The 15,450-nt window shown below is 44.4% G+C and carries 17 protein-coding genes; all 17 read left to right on the top strand.

Annotation, left to right across the window (positions count from 1 at the left end; all coding sequences use genetic code 11):
* Positions 1 to 184 precede the first annotated feature (184 nt).
* The 17 genes from IR135_RS00580 (at position 185) to pyrE (ending at position 15,436) form a co-directional block, all read left to right on the top strand.
* Positions 185 to 964 (top strand): polyphenol oxidase family protein, encoded by a 780-nt coding sequence (locus IR135_RS00580; protein ID WP_228063365.1) that lies wholly within the window; start codon positions 185 to 187, stop codon positions 962 to 964.
* Entirely contained in the window at positions 957 to 1,586 is a 630-nt protein-coding gene (locus tag IR135_RS00575) for a YggS family pyridoxal phosphate-dependent enzyme (protein WP_135095746.1), read from the top strand. Before IR135_RS00580 ends, IR135_RS00575 begins: the two co-directional genes overlap by 8 nt.
* A 9-nt stretch (positions 1,587 to 1,595) precedes the next feature.
* A complete protein-coding gene (sepF, locus tag IR135_RS11705) occupies positions 1,596 to 2,174 on the top strand; it encodes a cell division protein SepF (RefSeq protein ID WP_135095744.1) in 579 nt (192 codons plus the stop codon).
* Positions 2,175 to 2,185: 11 nt separating this feature from the next.
* Complete coding sequence (locus IR135_RS00565) at positions 2,186 to 2,491, top strand: YggT family protein (RefSeq protein ID WP_115885726.1); 306 nt, start codon at positions 2,186 to 2,188, stop codon at positions 2,489 to 2,491.
* Between the two features lie 53 nt (positions 2,492 to 2,544).
* Positions 2,545 to 3,330: an RNA-binding protein gene (locus tag IR135_RS00560; protein WP_135095742.1), complete on the top strand. Its 786-nt coding sequence runs from the start codon at positions 2,545 to 2,547 to the stop codon at positions 3,328 to 3,330.
* 1 nt (position 3,331) lies between these two features.
* Positions 3,332 to 3,820, top strand: a complete 489-nt coding sequence (locus tag IR135_RS00555; RefSeq protein ID WP_318272191.1) for a DivIVA domain-containing protein — start codon at positions 3,332 to 3,334, stop codon at positions 3,818 to 3,820.
* A gap of 251 nt (positions 3,821 to 4,071) precedes the next feature.
* Complete coding sequence (ileS, locus tag IR135_RS00550) at positions 4,072 to 6,810, top strand: isoleucine--tRNA ligase (protein WP_135095740.1); 2,739 nt, start codon at positions 4,072 to 4,074, stop codon at positions 6,808 to 6,810.
* A gap of 3 nt (positions 6,811 to 6,813) precedes the next feature.
* Complete coding sequence (gene lspA, locus IR135_RS00545; protein ID WP_115885730.1) at positions 6,814 to 7,293, top strand: signal peptidase II; 480 nt, start codon at positions 6,814 to 6,816, stop codon at positions 7,291 to 7,293.
* Positions 7,290 to 8,195 (top strand): RluA family pseudouridine synthase, encoded by a 906-nt coding sequence (locus tag IR135_RS00540; RefSeq protein WP_135095738.1) that lies wholly within the window; start codon positions 7,290 to 7,292, stop codon positions 8,193 to 8,195. The genes lspA and IR135_RS00540 overlap by 4 nt, the downstream gene beginning before the upstream one ends.
* A gap of 235 nt (positions 8,196 to 8,430) precedes the next feature.
* Positions 8,431 to 8,952: a bifunctional pyr operon transcriptional regulator/uracil phosphoribosyltransferase PyrR gene (gene pyrR / locus IR135_RS00535; RefSeq protein WP_228063364.1), complete on the top strand. Its 522-nt coding sequence runs from the start codon at positions 8,431 to 8,433 to the stop codon at positions 8,950 to 8,952.
* 19 nt (positions 8,953 to 8,971) lie between these two features.
* Positions 8,972 to 10,279: a solute carrier family 23 protein gene (locus IR135_RS00530; RefSeq protein ID WP_135095734.1), complete on the top strand. Its 1,308-nt coding sequence runs from the start codon at positions 8,972 to 8,974 to the stop codon at positions 10,277 to 10,279.
* On the top strand, positions 10,280 to 11,203 hold the full coding sequence (locus IR135_RS00525; RefSeq protein ID WP_135095732.1) for an aspartate carbamoyltransferase catalytic subunit: 924 nt from the start codon (positions 10,280 to 10,282) through the stop codon (positions 11,201 to 11,203).
* Positions 11,169 to 12,431: a dihydroorotase gene (locus IR135_RS00520; RefSeq protein ID WP_135095730.1), complete on the top strand. Its 1,263-nt coding sequence runs from the start codon at positions 11,169 to 11,171 to the stop codon at positions 12,429 to 12,431. The genes IR135_RS00525 and IR135_RS00520 overlap by 35 nt, the downstream gene beginning before the upstream one ends.
* Before the next feature lie 14 nt (positions 12,432 to 12,445).
* Positions 12,446 to 13,204: a dihydroorotate dehydrogenase electron transfer subunit gene (locus IR135_RS00515; protein WP_135095728.1), complete on the top strand. Its 759-nt coding sequence runs from the start codon at positions 12,446 to 12,448 to the stop codon at positions 13,202 to 13,204.
* Positions 13,201 to 14,112 (top strand): dihydroorotate dehydrogenase, encoded by a 912-nt coding sequence (locus tag IR135_RS00510; RefSeq protein WP_135095726.1) that lies wholly within the window; start codon positions 13,201 to 13,203, stop codon positions 14,110 to 14,112. The genes IR135_RS00515 and IR135_RS00510 overlap by 4 nt, the downstream gene beginning before the upstream one ends.
* Before the next feature lie 21 nt (positions 14,113 to 14,133).
* Positions 14,134 to 14,829 carry an orotidine-5'-phosphate decarboxylase gene (gene pyrF / locus IR135_RS00505; protein WP_135095724.1) on the top strand — a complete coding sequence of 232 codons (696 nt, stop codon included), beginning with the start codon at positions 14,134 to 14,136 and terminating at the stop codon, positions 14,827 to 14,829.
* 1 nt (position 14,830) lies between these two features.
* Positions 14,831 to 15,436, top strand: a complete 606-nt coding sequence (gene pyrE / locus IR135_RS00500; RefSeq protein WP_135095722.1) for an orotate phosphoribosyltransferase — start codon at positions 14,831 to 14,833, stop codon at positions 15,434 to 15,436.
* Positions 15,437 to 15,450: the final 14 nt, after the last annotated feature.

The raw sequence follows: 15,450 nt of genomic DNA, 5'->3' as shown, positions 1-15,450 counted from the left end.
ATGAAGGGTTCTCCCGTGAGCCGGACAGATTTGATGCCCGTCCACAGGAAGAGCCTGATGTTCCGACTTTCCTTAAAGGAAACAGTTCGAGAAGAGAAAGACGCAGAAGATAAATTTTGTGCATTGTATATATCGGAGATATTGGCGACCCAATATCTCCTTTATTTTATAGGCGGGAGATAATTTGAATAATAATTGCTTTAAAACGCATAAATATTTCGTCGGAGATAATTCAGATGAGCTGACTTTCGGCTACACGATGAGGCACGGCGGACAGAGTTCTTATCCGAAAAACAGCTTTAATATGGCGCTCTATATCGGTGACAAAGTCAAAAATGTCCATAGCCATCAGAAGAAACTTGCTGAAGAAATAGATTTTCCTGTAAGTTCATGGGTACTGCCGATACAAAAACACGGCGGCAATATTAAAGAAGTGACGAAAAGAGACAGAGGTACAAATGCTGAGGAACTCGGCGACAGTCTCTATGATGTAGACGGTTTATATACTTATGACACCGGTGTACTTTTAACAATGAATTATGCCGACTGTATTCCTGTATACGTTTACAGCGTATCAGATAGCTTTTTGGGACTTGCGCATGCAGGCTGGAGAGGCACTGCAAAAAAAATTACGGCGAAGCTGATTGACTGCTACAGAGGCAGTAAAAAAGACCTGAGGGTAATTATCGGTGTCGGTATTAACCAGAAGTACTACGAAGTGGACGATAAGGTAATCGATGCGTTGAAACCATTGCCGGAAAGTTCTTATGAACAGACTAAATCCGGCTGGCAGCTCAATTTAAAAGATGCCAATAGACATCAGGCAAGAGCTGCCGGAATTGATGAAGAAAATATAAGCGTGACCGGTCTCGGAACTGAAGCGGATGAATTCTTCTCCTTCCGGCTGGAAGAAGGCCAAACCGGCCGAGCACTGGCTTTTATCGGGAGGCGTAATAATGATTAAGGAAAACTACGAACAGATAAAAAACGAAGTCGGCGAAGATGTTAACATTATCGCCGTCACTAAATATCATACTGTTGAAGAAACACTTAAAGCATATGAAGCTGGTGTCAGACATTTCGGTGAAAACCGCATTGAAGGGTTTATCGAAAAGCGCACAGCGCTGCCGGCAGATGCTGAAGTGCATTTTATCGGCACAATGCAGTCGAGAAAAGTTAAAGAAGTCATCGGTGATCTTCATTATCTTCATTCGCTGGAACGCGAAAGCGTAGCGAAAAAAATTGAACAGGCAGGCATGCATGTTGTAAACTGTTTTATACAGGTAAATATTTCTGATGAAACTTCAAAACATGGTTTGAAACCGGAAGAAGTTGAAGGTTTTATTGAGAAACTTAAAGCTTACAAATATGTTAAAGTCATCGGTTTAATGACTATGGCGCCGAACACTGAAGATATTTCAATTATTGAAAACACATTTAAAGGATTAAAGAAGCTGCGTGAAAATATCGTAGAAAATTATCCTGAAGTAAAAGAACTCAGCATGGGTATGAGCAATGATTATCCGATTGCAGTTAGAAATGGTGCAACATACATACGAATCGGGAGTAAAATTATGGGGAGCTAGGTGAAAAAAATGGCTATTACTAAGTTTATAAAAGATTTATTTGTCGTTGAAGAAGAAGTCCCTGTGAATGATAAGAAGGCAGAACAGGCGAAAACACCGGCGAAAGTCACAAATCTTAATACGAATAAACAACCGAATAGCCGTCAAAAAGAGGCGGCACCTAAAAAAGCAGCACAGAGCAGCAAGAAACTGATCGGTTCGAAACAAGGGGGACAAAAACCCGCGGCAAAAACAAAAGTGCAGAACAAACAGCAGGAACAAAAGAAAGTTAACCAACCACAAAGCAGGGAGAATCGTACAATGCCTGTAAATGATCAGAATACAAAAGTATGTTTATTTGAACCGAGAGTATTTGCAGAAACACAGGATATTGCCGATGAGCTGAAAAGCAACCGTGCAGCACTTGTCAATCTGACTAAAATTGATTCGGTTCCAAAAAAGCGCATCGTGGACTTTTTAAGCGGAACAGTTTATGCTTTAGAAGGCGATATACAAAAAGTCGGTGCGGATATTTTTCTCTGCACGCCAAACAGTTTTGGTGTTGAAGGTGAAATCTCCGATAAAGAAGAGTTTTTCGATGAAATGTAAGGAGAGTTAGTTTGGATAATTCATTACTTGTCACAATATTACTGTATATCTGGCAGTTTTTTAACTTCGTCTGGCCGATTTTTACATGGGGATTAATTATTTATATACTATCTTCATGGTTCCCGGCACTGCGTGAGTCATCTTTCGGAAACTTTTTAGGAAGAGTTTATGAGCCGCTGCTGGAACCTTTCAGACGTATGATTCCTCCGCTTGGCGGAGTATTGGATTTATCACCGATAATTTTAATTATTATACTAAATTTATTCGGCAGAGGTATGCACGAAATATTCAGAGTCCTTATAACATGGGCTGCATAAAGGGAGATATTGGTTCAGCCAATATCTCCATTATTTATTAAGGTGTGATTTTTATGAAAGGTGTCTACCAGCATTTCAGACCCGAAGAACGGGAGATGCTGACATTGTTGAATAGTAAATTTGAGCAGGCTTCAAATAATTTTTACGCTGTGCTGACCGATTTCTTAAATCCGCGGGAACAGAAAATGATCGAAAGTCTAAGCGGCCAGTATCCGGATATTACAGTTCATTACTACGGGGGCGGTAACAAGGCTGAACGCGAACGTTTACGGGCCATACTGCTGCCGGAATACTTCGACTACTCTTTTGACGATTTTGAAATTACTGTGTTTGAAGTATCCTACCCCGATAAATTTGTGACCTTGTCCCACCGCAATCTGCTGGGCGCGTTTATGAGCATCGGAGTCGATCGTTCAGTTATCGGAGATATAGTGAACGGTGAAAAAATACAATTCGCAGTAGCTTCACCTTTTAAAGAACTCTTTAAAACAGAACTCACAAAAATTAAAAATGCGCCGCTTAAATTAACTGAAATACCTCACAGTGAATTTATCGATGCTGCTGTAACCATGAAGCCTGTCACCGTCCTCAGTTCCTCATACCGGCTCGATTCTATCGTTTCGCTCGTCTTAAAAGAGGGAAGAGCAAAGTCTAAAGAACGAGTTGAAAAAGAAAAGGTTAAAGTGAATCATTCGATAGTCGATGAACCTTCGTTTATAATAGAAACTGGAGATATTATCTCAGTTCGGGGATTTGGCCGTTTTACCGTAACGGAGCAGATCGCACAAACGAAAAAAGGGAAGTACCGGCTCGAAGTCATGATAGTAACTGATAATTGAGGTGAACGGATTGAAAAGAGAAGAAATAACTAAGAAAAAGTTTTCGACAGTCTACCGCGGACTTGATGAACAGGCAGTCAGACAGCATTTAACAGAAGTTGCAGACGAACTGGACAAAAAAGATGCGCGTATTGCCCAGCTGGAAGAAATGCTGAACGAACGCGAGGAAAACTTAAACAGCTTTAAAAGTGTAGAATCTTCTATACAGGAAGCTATTCTAAGTGCTGCGAAAGCAGGCGATGATATTAAACAGCGCGCACAAAATTACAGCGACAGCATTATCCAGAAAGCTGAAACAGAAGGCGAGCAGATTGTGAGCCGGGCGAGAGAACGTGAAAATCATATGCTACAGCATAATGAAGATTTAAAACGCCAGGCAAAAATTTTCAGGGCGCGCTATAAAATGCTGGTGCAGGCGCAGCTCGATCTTCTGGAGACAGAAGACTGGGAAAGATTGCTGGAGTTTGACGGCGGAGAATCTGAAAAATAGCAAATTTACATTGACGGATTGTAAGATATTTAGCATAATTAAGATGTATTATTAGACATGCAAACTTTCATTTGAATGCAGCGACCGGGGGATGGTGCGAGCCCCGGCGAGAATGGACGATTTGAAATCACTAATGATTTATAAAATATAAGTAAACGAAGTGGACTCTAAGCAGTCAAGAAGGGTGGTACCGCGGTCATTCGCCCCTTAACATGCTTAGGGTCTTTTTATTATTAAAAAGGAGAATCATTATGGACTATAAAGACACTCTGTTAATGCCGAAAACAGCATTTAAAATGCGCGGCGGCTTAGTTAACAAAGAACCAAAAATGCAGCAGCACTGGGAAGATATCGATCTTTACAAGAAAAAACTTGAATTAAACAAAGGCAACACACCTTTTGTGCTCCACGACGGACCTCCGTATGCCAACGGTAATCTGCACATGGGACATGCGCTGAATAAAATCATTAAAGATATTATTAACCGCAACAAGCAGATGCAGGGCTATTACACGCCTTACGTTCCCGGCTGGGATACTCACGGTCTCCCTATTGAGCAGGCGCTGACCAATAAAGGTGTCGACCGCAAATCAATGTCTATTGAAGAATTCAGAAATAAATGTATCGAATTTGCTAACTCGCAGATCGACATTCAGCGCGACGGCTTTAAACGCATGGGTATCGACGGTGAATGGGATAATCCTTATTTAACATACAAACCTGAATTTGAAGCATCACAGGTACGCGTCTTAAAAGACATGGTTGCGAAAGGGTTAATCTACAAAGGTAAAAAACCGATTTACTGGTCTCCGACGAGTGAATCTTCACTTGCAGAAGCGGAACTGGAATACCAGGATAAAAAATCCCCGTCTATTTACGTGTCATTTAAAGTAAAAGACGGTAAAGATACTGTTGAACCGGGTGTTAAATTTGTCATCTGGACAACAACACCGTGGACAATTCCTTCGAACCTGGCACTCGCTGTTCATAAAAACTTAAATTACGTTCAGTTCAGTTATGAAGGCGAGGAATTTATCGTGGCGGAAGACCTGCTTGATACCTTCGCTGACGAAGTGGAATTCGACAAAGATAAAATTACCCGTACGAAAGAATTTAAAGGTTCGGAACTTGAATATATTACAGCTGAACATCCGTTATTCGACCGTGAAAGTTTAGTCGTTTTAGGCGACCACGTTACAACTGAAGCGGGTACCGGTATTGTTCATACAGCACCGGGTCACGGGGACGATGACTTTAAAGTTGGTCAGCAGTATGGTCTGGATGTATTAAGCCCTGTCGATGATAAAGGTGTCTTCACTGAGGAGGCAGGAAAATATGAAGGACTGTTTTACGATGATGCAAACAAAGTGATTTCTGAAGATCTGAAAGAAGCGGGTGCATTATTAAAACTGTCATTCTACACTCACTCGTATCCGCATGACTGGCGGACGAAGAAACCGGTCATTTTCCGTGCAACACCGCAGTGGTTTGCTTCAATTGAGGGTGTCCGCGAAGATATTCTAAACGCCCTGATGGATACAAAATTCCAGGTGGAATGGAATCGTAAACGCATGTACAATATGATTAAAAACCGCGGAGACTGGGTTATTTCACGTCAGCGTGTATGGGGAGTGCCATTACCATTCTTCTACGGGGAAAACGGGGAAGAAATTATCGATACAGAAGTACTTGAACACGTGGCAACACTGTTTGAAGAACACGGTTCAAACATTTGGTTTGAGTGGGATGCGAAAGACCTGCTGCCGGAAGGCTTCACTCATGAAAGTGCGCCGAACGGCGAATTTACTAAAGAGACAGATATTATGGACGTTTGGTTCGACTCAGGTTCAACACACCGGGGAGTGCTGGATTACAGAGATTATCTGACTTACCCTGCAGATCTTTACTTTGAAGGTTCCGACCAGTATCGCGGATGGTTCAACTCATCACTGATAACAAGTGTCGCAACAAGAGGCCACTCGCCGTATAAAGAGCTGCTGTCACACGGATTTGTAATGGACGGCCAGGGCAAGAAGATGTCGAAATCTCTCGGCAATGTTATTCTGCCGACGAAAGTAATGCAGCAGATGGGTGCTGATATTATCCGGCTTTGGGTAATGTCATCAGACTTCGAGGAGGATGTTCGTGTATCTGACGATATCTTAAAACAGGTTTCCGAAGTGTACCGCAAAATCCGCAACACATTCAGATTCCTGCTCGGTAACGTCAACGACTTTAACCCGGCCGAAAATAACGTAGCATACGAAGACTTATATGAAGTCGATAAATATATGTACAACCGTTTTAACGAACTGAAAACCTTTATGCTGGATGCATACGAACGCTACGATTATGTAACGATGTACCAGACTGTACAGAACTTTATCAACGTTGACCTGTCGAACTTCTATCTCGATTACGGCAAGGATATACTTTATATCGAAAGAGCAGATGCACCGATCAGACGCAGTCTGCAAACAGTACTTTATAAAATTCTGAAAGAATTAAATCTGATTCTTGCGCCTGTTTTAGTTCACACTGCTGAAGAAATTTATGAGCATACACCGCACACTGATAAGGAAAGTGTTCACCTTGAGCATTATCCTGAAAGAGAAGAAACAGATGGTGAACTCATTCAGAAATGGCAGAAATTCATGATGGTCCGCGATGACGTCTACAAAGCGCTTGAAACTGCCCGCAATGAAAAAGTCATCGGTAAATCACTCGATGCAAAAGTGACACTGACACAGCCTACAGACTTTAATCTGGATGATATCCGCGGCAATCTTGAACAGTTCTTTATCGTGTCGCAGGTCGAAGTGGCTGATGAAATTGCTGACGGTACAGAATACGATGTTGTTACAGTAAAAGTTGAACACGCTGACGGCGAACGCTGCGAGCGCTGCTGGAACTATTCAACAGCTGACGTGCTGGTAAACGGGGAAGACGATATTTGCCCGCGCTGCCGCGAAGTTGTGGATGCACAGTAAGCGATGAAACAATACAGAATATTACCAATGGCACTCGTCGGCATAATTATTCTGGCAATCGATCAGCTGACCAAGTTTCTGGTGGCGTCACGGATGGAGCTCGGAGAATCCATTCCCGTGCTCGGGGAATATTTTAAAATTACATCCCACCGCAACAGCGGCGCTGCCTGGGGAATGTTTGAAGGACGCATGGCGTTCTTCTACATCATTACCCTTGTAGTCCTTGTATTTTTATTCTACTTTTACAAAACGGAAGCGAAGAATAATCTCTTGATGCAAGTTGGAATAACACTCCTGATGGCTGGCGCGCTTGGCAACTTTATCGACCGTCTGTTATTTCAGGAAGTTGTGGATTTTTTTGATGTACTGCTTATCACTTATGATTTCCCTATTTTTAATGTGGCGGACAGTGCCCTTACAATCGGCGTGATTCTATTGTTAATCGAAGTATTTATAACGGGAAGAGGTAAAGAAGAAAAATGAATTTAATTATAACTGAAGAAAGTGAAGGCGAAAGACTGGACACAGTACTTGCCGGCCTTGTCGAAGATACATCCCGTACAGACATACAAAATCGCGTAAAGTCGGGTCATATTACAGTGAATGGCAAAACGGTAAAACCGAATTATAAAGTAAAAAAGGACGACAGAATCGAACTGCTTGAACGTGAAAATGTTGAAGCGGATATCGTGCCTGAAAACTTAAATCTCGATATCGTCTATGAAGATGATGATGTTGCTGTTGTCAACAAGGACCGCGGCATGGTTGTACATCCCGCAGCGGGGCATGCTTCGGGCACACTCGTTAACGGCCTGATGGATCAGCTTGATAATCTGTCCGGTATTAACGGAGAGCTGCGTCCGGGCATCGTGCACCGTATCGATAAAGATACTTCAGGCCTTTTGATGGTCGCGAAAAACGATGTGGCGCACCGCCATTTAGTCGAACAGCTTGTTGAAAAATCAGTAACGAGAAAATACACAGCGCTTGTGCACGGTGTCATTCCGCATAACCTCGGCACAATCGAGGCGCCTATCGGCCGCAACCCGAAAGAACGCCAGGATATGGCTGTTGTCGATGAAGGTAAAGATGCGGTTACACACTTTAACGTGCTTGAGCGTTTCGATAATTTTACGCTGGTCGAATGCATTCTCGAAACAGGCCGGACACACCAGATTAGAGTTCACATGAAATATATCGGCTACCCGCTTGCTGGGGATCCGAAATATGGACCGAGAAAAACTCTGGATGTCGGCGGCCAGCTGCTGCACGCAGGTGTACTCGGGTTTACTCACCCGAAAACAGGGGAACGGATGGAGTTTAAAAAAGAACTTCCAAAATATTTCACCGATGTACTCGATGAAATGCGTCTGTCAGAAAAATAAATAACTGCTTGACTTAAAATAAAGCGGTTGGTATGATAATTTCAATCAATTAAATACGAAGTCTTTAAATTTTAGTCCAGTGAGGCTGAGAAGACGTGAATTGTGCATATGAAAAATAAGCCGGGCCGGAATGGGCGGCTTATATACCAAGCTGTGCGCAAAATATAGAATAACTATATACTCATGTCTTCTGGCATGAGTATTTTTTTTATGCAAAAAAATGGAGGAATTAGCAATGACAGCAAAAACAATTATGGACAGTGCACAAATTAAACGGGCTGTGACACGTATGTCACACGAAATTTTAGAAAAACATAAAGGCAGTGATAATATCGTGCTGCTCGGCATTAAAACGCGCGGAGAGCATCTCGCGCTCCGCATCCAGGAACGAATAGAAGAAATAGAAGGTGTTAAACTCCCGGCCGGGACTATAGATATCAGCGGTTTTAGAGATGACCGGCCCGAAGATGTCAAGGCGGATAATGCAGTAGCCGTCGATACTGACTTTACGAATAAGAGCGTTGTAATTGTCGATGATGTGCTGGAAACAGGACGGACTATCAGAGCAGCCATCGATGCAATACTCAACACGGCGAGGCCGACGACTATATCACTCGCAATACTCGTCGACAGAGGTCACCGGGAACTGCCGATCAGACCAGATTACATCGGGAAAAATATTCCGACATCGAAAACAGAAAAAGTATCGGTGAAAGTAGAAGAGGTTGATGGGGAAACAAGCGTTACTATATTTTAAATAAAAAGGGGATTGGCAGATGGCAAAGTTTGAAGATGAAATTTTTAAACGCAGTGTAGAACCTGAACTCGATGTACATGACAGACCGAAATTTTTTCAAGGGCTGCTCTTAAGCTCACAGCACTTGTTTGCAATGTTCGGTGCGACTGTGCTGGTGCCCTTTCTGACAGGACTGCCGGTAAGTGCAGCTTTGATTGCAAGCGGTATCGGAACCCTGCTATATATCCTGATTACAAAAGGCCAGATTCCGGCTTACCTCGGTTCAAGCTTTGCTTTCATACTTCCGATTACGATCGCCCTCGGTGCGAACTCGCTTGGGGAAGTTTTAACAGCACTGTTCTTCAGCGGGGTGCTGTACGTTGTAATCGGTCTCGCCATCCGGCTTGCCGGCACAGGATGGATTATCGCACTCCTCCCGCCGATAGTCGTCGGGCCGGTCATTATGGTTATTGGCCTCGGCCTCGCACCGGTAGCAGTGGATATGGCTATGTATACAGATTCCGGCAACCAGAAAGGCTACAGCATGACCTACATTACAGTTGCACTGATTACACTCGCGATAACGATACTTGCTTCAATCTTCTTAAAAGGTGTACTCGGGTTAATTCCTATCTTAATCGGAATTATCGGAGGATACATCTCAGCTTTAATGTTCGGCATTGTAGATCTCGAGCTGATTAAGAGCACGGGCTGGTTTGTCCTGCCGGACTTGTATATCCCGTATCAGGATTACACGCCGGCAATGAACATCGGCCTCTTCATGGTCATGCTGCCGATCGTTTTCGTGACAATTTCCGAGCATATCGGCCACCAGATGGTTATTAACAAAATTGTCGGCCGCAACTTCTTTAAAAAACCGGGGCTTCACCGCTCGATTATCGGTGACGGTGTAGCGACGATGTTCGCAAGCACAATCGGCGGCCCGCCGACAACGACTTACGGTGAAAACATCGGTGTTCTTGCCATCACGAGAATTTTCAGTGTCTGGGTCATCGGCGGAGCGGCAGTACTTGCAGTCATACTCGGCTTTGTCGGTAAATTTACGGCTGTCGTCCAGAGCATCCCGTCACCGGTTATGGGTGGTGTGTCGATTCTGCTGTTTGGTATTATCGCATCAAGCGGCCTCCGGATGCTGGTCGACGCAAAAGTTGATTTTGATAACAAACGCAATCTGGTTATCGCATCTGTGATTTTAGTCATCGGAATCGGTAAAGCACATTTAGACTTCACGATAGGCAATATTCCATTCAATCTTGAAGGAATGGCACTCGCTGCAGTAGCAGGAATTATTCTAAATCTAATTTTACCAAAGAGGGAGACGGACTGAATGAAAAACTTATTATCTATGGAACATGTTACGCCTGAGGAAATCGAAGCTTTAATTACGAGAGCAATCGATATTAAATACGGCAGGCCGGTAATGAAGCTGAACGATAAAACAGTTGTTAACCTGTTTTATGAAAACTCGACGCGGACCAAACTGAGCTTTGAGATGGCGGAGAAAAATCTTAACATTGAAAGACTGCCTTTCGATGTATCGACGAGTTCGGTCTCTAAAGGAGAGTCGCTTTACGACACATGCAAAACACTCCAGGCAATCGGTGCAGATGCCCTTGTCGTCAGGCATCCGGATAATAAGTATTACGAAAACCTCAAAGATCTTAATATTCCAATTATTAACGGCGGCGACGGCAGCGGGTCGCACCCGACACAATCCCTGCTCGATATGATGACAATTTATGAAAATTTAGGTCAGATTTGCGGACTTAAAATAGCAATTGTCGGAGATATTAAACATTCACGTGTGGCAAAGAGCAATGCACAGGCACTGACGAAGATGGGTGCTGAAGTATACTTTTCAGGTCCACGTGAACTGCAGGATAATACGCTCGGCATACCGCATATCAGTATTGACGAAGCGGTGGAGATCTGCGACGTTATTATGCTGCTCCGCGTTCAGCACGAACGTCATGAATCATACTCAGAAATGCCGAAAGAAGAATATAATGCACTATACGGCATGAACAAAGCGCGCATGAATAACATGAAGCGGCACGCCCTGATTATGCATCCGGCACCGATTAACCGCAATGTTGAAATTACAGATGAAGTTGTTGAAGGCGAAAAAAGTGTTATTTTTGAACAGATGACAAACGGCGTATTTATGCGCATGAGTATCTTAGAATCAGTACTTGACGGAGAAGGGGGCAACAAGCATGCTTTTGAAAAACGCTACGCTGTTACTCAATAATAAAGAAAAAATATCAGACGTTTACATTCAAGACGGTAAAATTGCTGAAATCGGCGAGAATCTTACTTCAGAGGGAGAAGTTATCGATTGTACGGGCCTGCTTTTGACTCCGGGCCTCGTCGATGTTCATGTCCACCTGAGAGAACCTGGATTCGAACATAAAGAAACAATTGAGTCAGGAACAAAAGCTGCTGCCCGCGGCGGATTTACAACAATCTGTCCAATGCCGAATACGGATCCGATTATCGATACACCTGAAATACTCCGCGATTTAAAGCGGAGAATTAAAGAAGATGCGGTCATAAAAGTGCTGCCCTACGTGTCGATTACGACAGGATTGAAAGGCGAGGAGCTCGTGGACTTTAAGAGCTTACAAGCTGAGGGCGCCTTCGCTTTTACAGACGACGGTGTCGGTGTACAGAGCGCGGACATGATGTACCGTGCCATGCAGGCAGCATCAAAGCTGGATATGGCAATCGTTGCTCACACAGAAGAAAATACGCTGATATACGGCGGAGCAATTCACGAAGGGAAGACGAGTGAAAAACTTGGTATTAAAGGAATTCCTGCGATTACGGAATCGACGCAGATCGCACGTGACGTGCTGCTCGCTGAAGCGGCGGACTGTCATTACCATGTCTGCCACGTCTCGACGAAAGAAAGCGTCAGAGTAATCCGGGACGCGAAACGCGCGGGAATTAAAGTAACAGCAGAAGTGACACCGCATCACTTAGTGCTGGATGAAAATGATATAAAAGAAAAAGACCCGAACTTTAAAATGAATCCGCCGCTCCGCGGCTCGGATGACAGGGCAGCGCTCATTGAAGGGCTCGTTGACGGGACGCTCGACTTTATCGCGACAGACCATGCTCCGCATCATGAAGATGAAAAGGCAGCGGGCATTGAAACGGCACCGTTTGGTATTGTCGGCATTGAAAATGCCTTCCAGCTGGTTTATACCAAGCTTGTTAAAACGGGCGTATTCACCCTGCAGCAGGTTATCGACTGGATGACGGTTAAGCCGAGTGAAGTATTTAAGCTCGACAGCGGAACTATAAAAACAGGCAAGACTGCTGATTTAACGCTGATAGACTTAAACCGCGAATATACACTCGACAAAAATGAGTTTTTATCGAAAGCAAAGAATACACCGTTTCACGGTGAGAGGCTGACAAGCGATATCGTTATGACAATTGCTGACGGAAAAATTGTGTACAACAATAAGTAAACAGGGGTGCTGACATGCTGCAACTTGCAACCGCAATAAAAAAATCAGAAATTGCCGATAATATTTTTGAACTGGTATTGAAAACGGAGCTTCATAAATATACGCTCCGTCCGGGACAGTTTGTTCATGTGAGAGTATCGAAGTCGACTGAACATGTATTGCGCCGTCCCATCTCGATTTCCAATATTGATTATGACAATAATGAAATTACGATTGTCTTCAGAGCAGAGGGAGCGGGGACAAGAAAGCTTGCGGAAATTAATGAAGGAGAAACTCTGGATTTCCTGATGCCGCTCGGCAACGGTTACGATATCACTGCAGCGGCAGGCGGCAGCCATGTACTGATTGTCGGCGGGGGCATCGGTGTGCCGCCCCTGTATGAGCTGTCAAAACAGCTGAAGGAACGCGGTGTGAAAACGACACATGTGCTCGGCTTTAACAGCAAAAAAGATGTCTTTTACGAAGCAGAGTTTAAAAATCTCGGTGAGACATATATTGCGACAGCTGACGGCACATACGGTTCAGCAGGCTTTGTTACAGATGTTATTCAAAAACTCGGCACTGATTTCAATCAATTTTACGCATGCGGTCCGAAAGTAATGCTGAAGGTTTTAGATGAGACCATGCCGATGGACGGTTTTATTTCCTTGGAAGAACGCATGGGCTGCGGTTTTGGAGTGTGTTATGCCTGCGTCTGCGAAACTAAAGCAGGCGGTCATCTTAAAATTTGTACGGATGGTCCCGTATTTGAAAAAGGAGCGGTTGTACTGTGACAGACAAATTACACATTTCCCTGCCCGGCCTGGATTTAAAAAATCCGGTCATGCCGGCATCGGGATGTTTCAGTTTTGGCAGAGAATTTTCACAGCTGTATGATTTGTCTGAACTCGGTGCAATTATGATTAAAGCTGCGACTGAAGAAACGAGAATGGGCAACAAAACACCGCGGGTTGCTGAAACATCGAGCGGCATGCTGAATGCTATCGGACTCGAGAATCCGGGAGTTGATCACATTATCGCTAATGAACTTAAATTCCTTGAGCAGTTTGATGTGCCGGTTATTGCCAATGTCGCTGGAACTAAAATTGAAGATTATGTTGAAGTGGCGAGAAAAATATCCAGAGCACCGAACGTCAGCGCGCTCGAATTAAATATTTCATGTCCGAATGTTAAAGCGGGCGGTATTCAGTTCGGCACTGATCCTGGAACAGCCAAGCGCCTGACAGCGGCAGTTAAAGAAGCAAGTGCGAAACCGGTGTACGTCAAACTGTCACCGAATGTGACGAACATAGTTAAGATGGCAAAAAGTGTCTCGGGAGAAGCAGACGGCCTCACAATGATTAACACGCTGGTCGGTATGCGGCTCGATAATTACGGCCGTCCGATTCTCTCGAACACGACGGGGGGACTCAGCGGACCGGCAATTAAACCTGTTGCTTTGAATATGGTGTATCAGGTCAGGCAGGCCTTGCCGGATATTCCGATTATCGGCATGGGCGGCATTGCATCTGTCGATGATGTACTGGACTTTATCAGCGTTGGAGCAGATGCAGTGGCAGTCGGCACGATGAACTTTACGAACCCTTATATTTGCAAGGAACTGATTGAGGGGCTTGAAAGAAAAGTAACAGAAGAAAAGTTAGTGCACATTCACGATATAAAAGGACGTGCTTTTCTTTAACACATTAGGAGGAGTTTTAAGATGGCAGCGAAACCGATTATTGCTTTAGATTTCAGTACATACGAAGAGGCGAAAACATTTTTAGCCGGCTTCGATGAAAAACTGTACGTTAAAATTGGCATGGAGTTATATATGCAGAGCGGACCGGCAATTATAGATGTAATTAAAGCATACGGCCACGATGTTTTTCTGGACTTAAAATTACATGATATCCCGACGACAGTGGAACGCACGATGTCGGTGCTCGGTAAACTCAATGTGGATATGGTTAATGTGCATGCAGCAGGCGGTTTTGATATGATGCAGCGGGCGGCAGCGGCGTTTAGAAAAGAAAATGCAGCGGGTAAAATTATCGCGGTAACACAGCTGACGAGTAAGGATGAACAAACGATGCAGCAGGAACAGCAGACTCCTCTGTCCTTAACCGACAGCGTGCTTCACTATGCAAAACTTGCTTATAAAGCGGGACTCGACGGAGTGGTGTCATCACCGCTTGAGAGCCGGATGATTCACAATGAAATTTCTCCAGATTTCTTAACGGTAACACCGGGTATAAGATTTTCGGAAAACAACAGCGATGATCAGGTCCGTGTAGTCACGCCGGAAAAAGCGAAAATGCTCGGTTCCGATTACATCGTTGTCGGCCGTCCGATTACACAAAGTGACCAGCCTCTTTTGGCATATCGCGAAATTAAACGATTATGGGAGGGAGAATAATATGTATTCATCAGTTGCGCATACACTGCTCGATATCGATGCGGTAAAACTGTCGCCGTCAGAACCATTTACCTGGGCGAGCGGGATAAAATCTCCAATTTACTGCGATAACAGACAAATACTCGGAGATGTTGAAGCACACCGCAAGGTAATTCAGCTGCTGATTGAAGAACTGGGTAAATTTGGCGAAACTGATATTATCACGGGCACAGCAACTGCCGGAATTCCGCATGCGACGCTGATAGCCGACCGTCTCGGCAAACCGTCGGCCTACGTCCGCGGCAGCAAGAAAGCTCACGGCACGGCGCGCCAGATAGAGGGCGCTGCAGTTGCAGGCAAACGCGTTATCGTGATTGAAGATTTAATTTCAACAGGAGGCTCCAGTCTGAACGCTGTAGAAGTACTCCGGGCAGACGGCGCCGAAGTATTAGGTGTCGCTGCGATATTTTCCTACGGTATTGAAGGTGCGTCACAGAAATTCGCAGAAGCCGGATGCGCCTGTACAGTACTGTGCGATCTGGACACGCTGCTCGGTGTGGCAGAAGAACGCGGGGTGCTGGATACAGCAGGTTCTGCTGATGTGCGTACATTCCGCGACGGCTTATAAGATATGGAGAAACC

Source organism: Jeotgalicoccus nanhaiensis (assembly GCF_015235105.1).
GTDB lineage: Bacteria > Bacillota > Bacilli > Staphylococcales > Salinicoccaceae > Jeotgalicoccus > Jeotgalicoccus nanhaiensis.
Note: the sequence above shows the minus strand (reverse complement) of the source record. Positions and strands in the feature narration are given on the sequence as shown.

Coding starts and splice junctions, on each gene's coding strand:
- IR135_RS00575 (WP_135095746.1), top strand. CDS start 957: ATGATTAAGGAAAACTACGAACAGATAAAAAACGAAGTCGGCGAAGAT.
- sepF (WP_135095744.1), top strand. CDS start 1,596: ATGGCTATTACTAAGTTTATAAAAGATTTATTTGTCGTTGAAGAAGAA.
- IR135_RS00560 (WP_135095742.1), top strand. CDS start 2,545: ATGAAAGGTGTCTACCAGCATTTCAGACCCGAAGAACGGGAGATGCTG.
- ileS (WP_135095740.1), top strand. CDS start 4,072: ATGGACTATAAAGACACTCTGTTAATGCCGAAAACAGCATTTAAAATG.
- lspA (WP_115885730.1), top strand. CDS start 6,814: ATGAAACAATACAGAATATTACCAATGGCACTCGTCGGCATAATTATT.
- IR135_RS00540 (WP_135095738.1), top strand. CDS start 7,290: ATGAATTTAATTATAACTGAAGAAAGTGAAGGCGAAAGACTGGACACA.
- pyrR (WP_228063364.1), top strand. CDS start 8,431: ATGACAGCAAAAACAATTATGGACAGTGCACAAATTAAACGGGCTGTG.
- IR135_RS00530 (WP_135095734.1), top strand. CDS start 8,972: ATGGCAAAGTTTGAAGATGAAATTTTTAAACGCAGTGTAGAACCTGAA.
- IR135_RS00525 (WP_135095732.1), top strand. CDS start 10,280: ATGAAAAACTTATTATCTATGGAACATGTTACGCCTGAGGAAATCGAA.
- IR135_RS00520 (WP_135095730.1), top strand. CDS start 11,169: ATGCTTTTGAAAAACGCTACGCTGTTACTCAATAATAAAGAAAAAATA.
- IR135_RS00515 (WP_135095728.1), top strand. CDS start 12,446: ATGCTGCAACTTGCAACCGCAATAAAAAAATCAGAAATTGCCGATAAT.
- pyrF (WP_135095724.1), top strand. CDS start 14,134: ATGGCAGCGAAACCGATTATTGCTTTAGATTTCAGTACATACGAAGAG.
- pyrE (WP_135095722.1), top strand. CDS start 14,831: ATGTATTCATCAGTTGCGCATACACTGCTCGATATCGATGCGGTAAAA.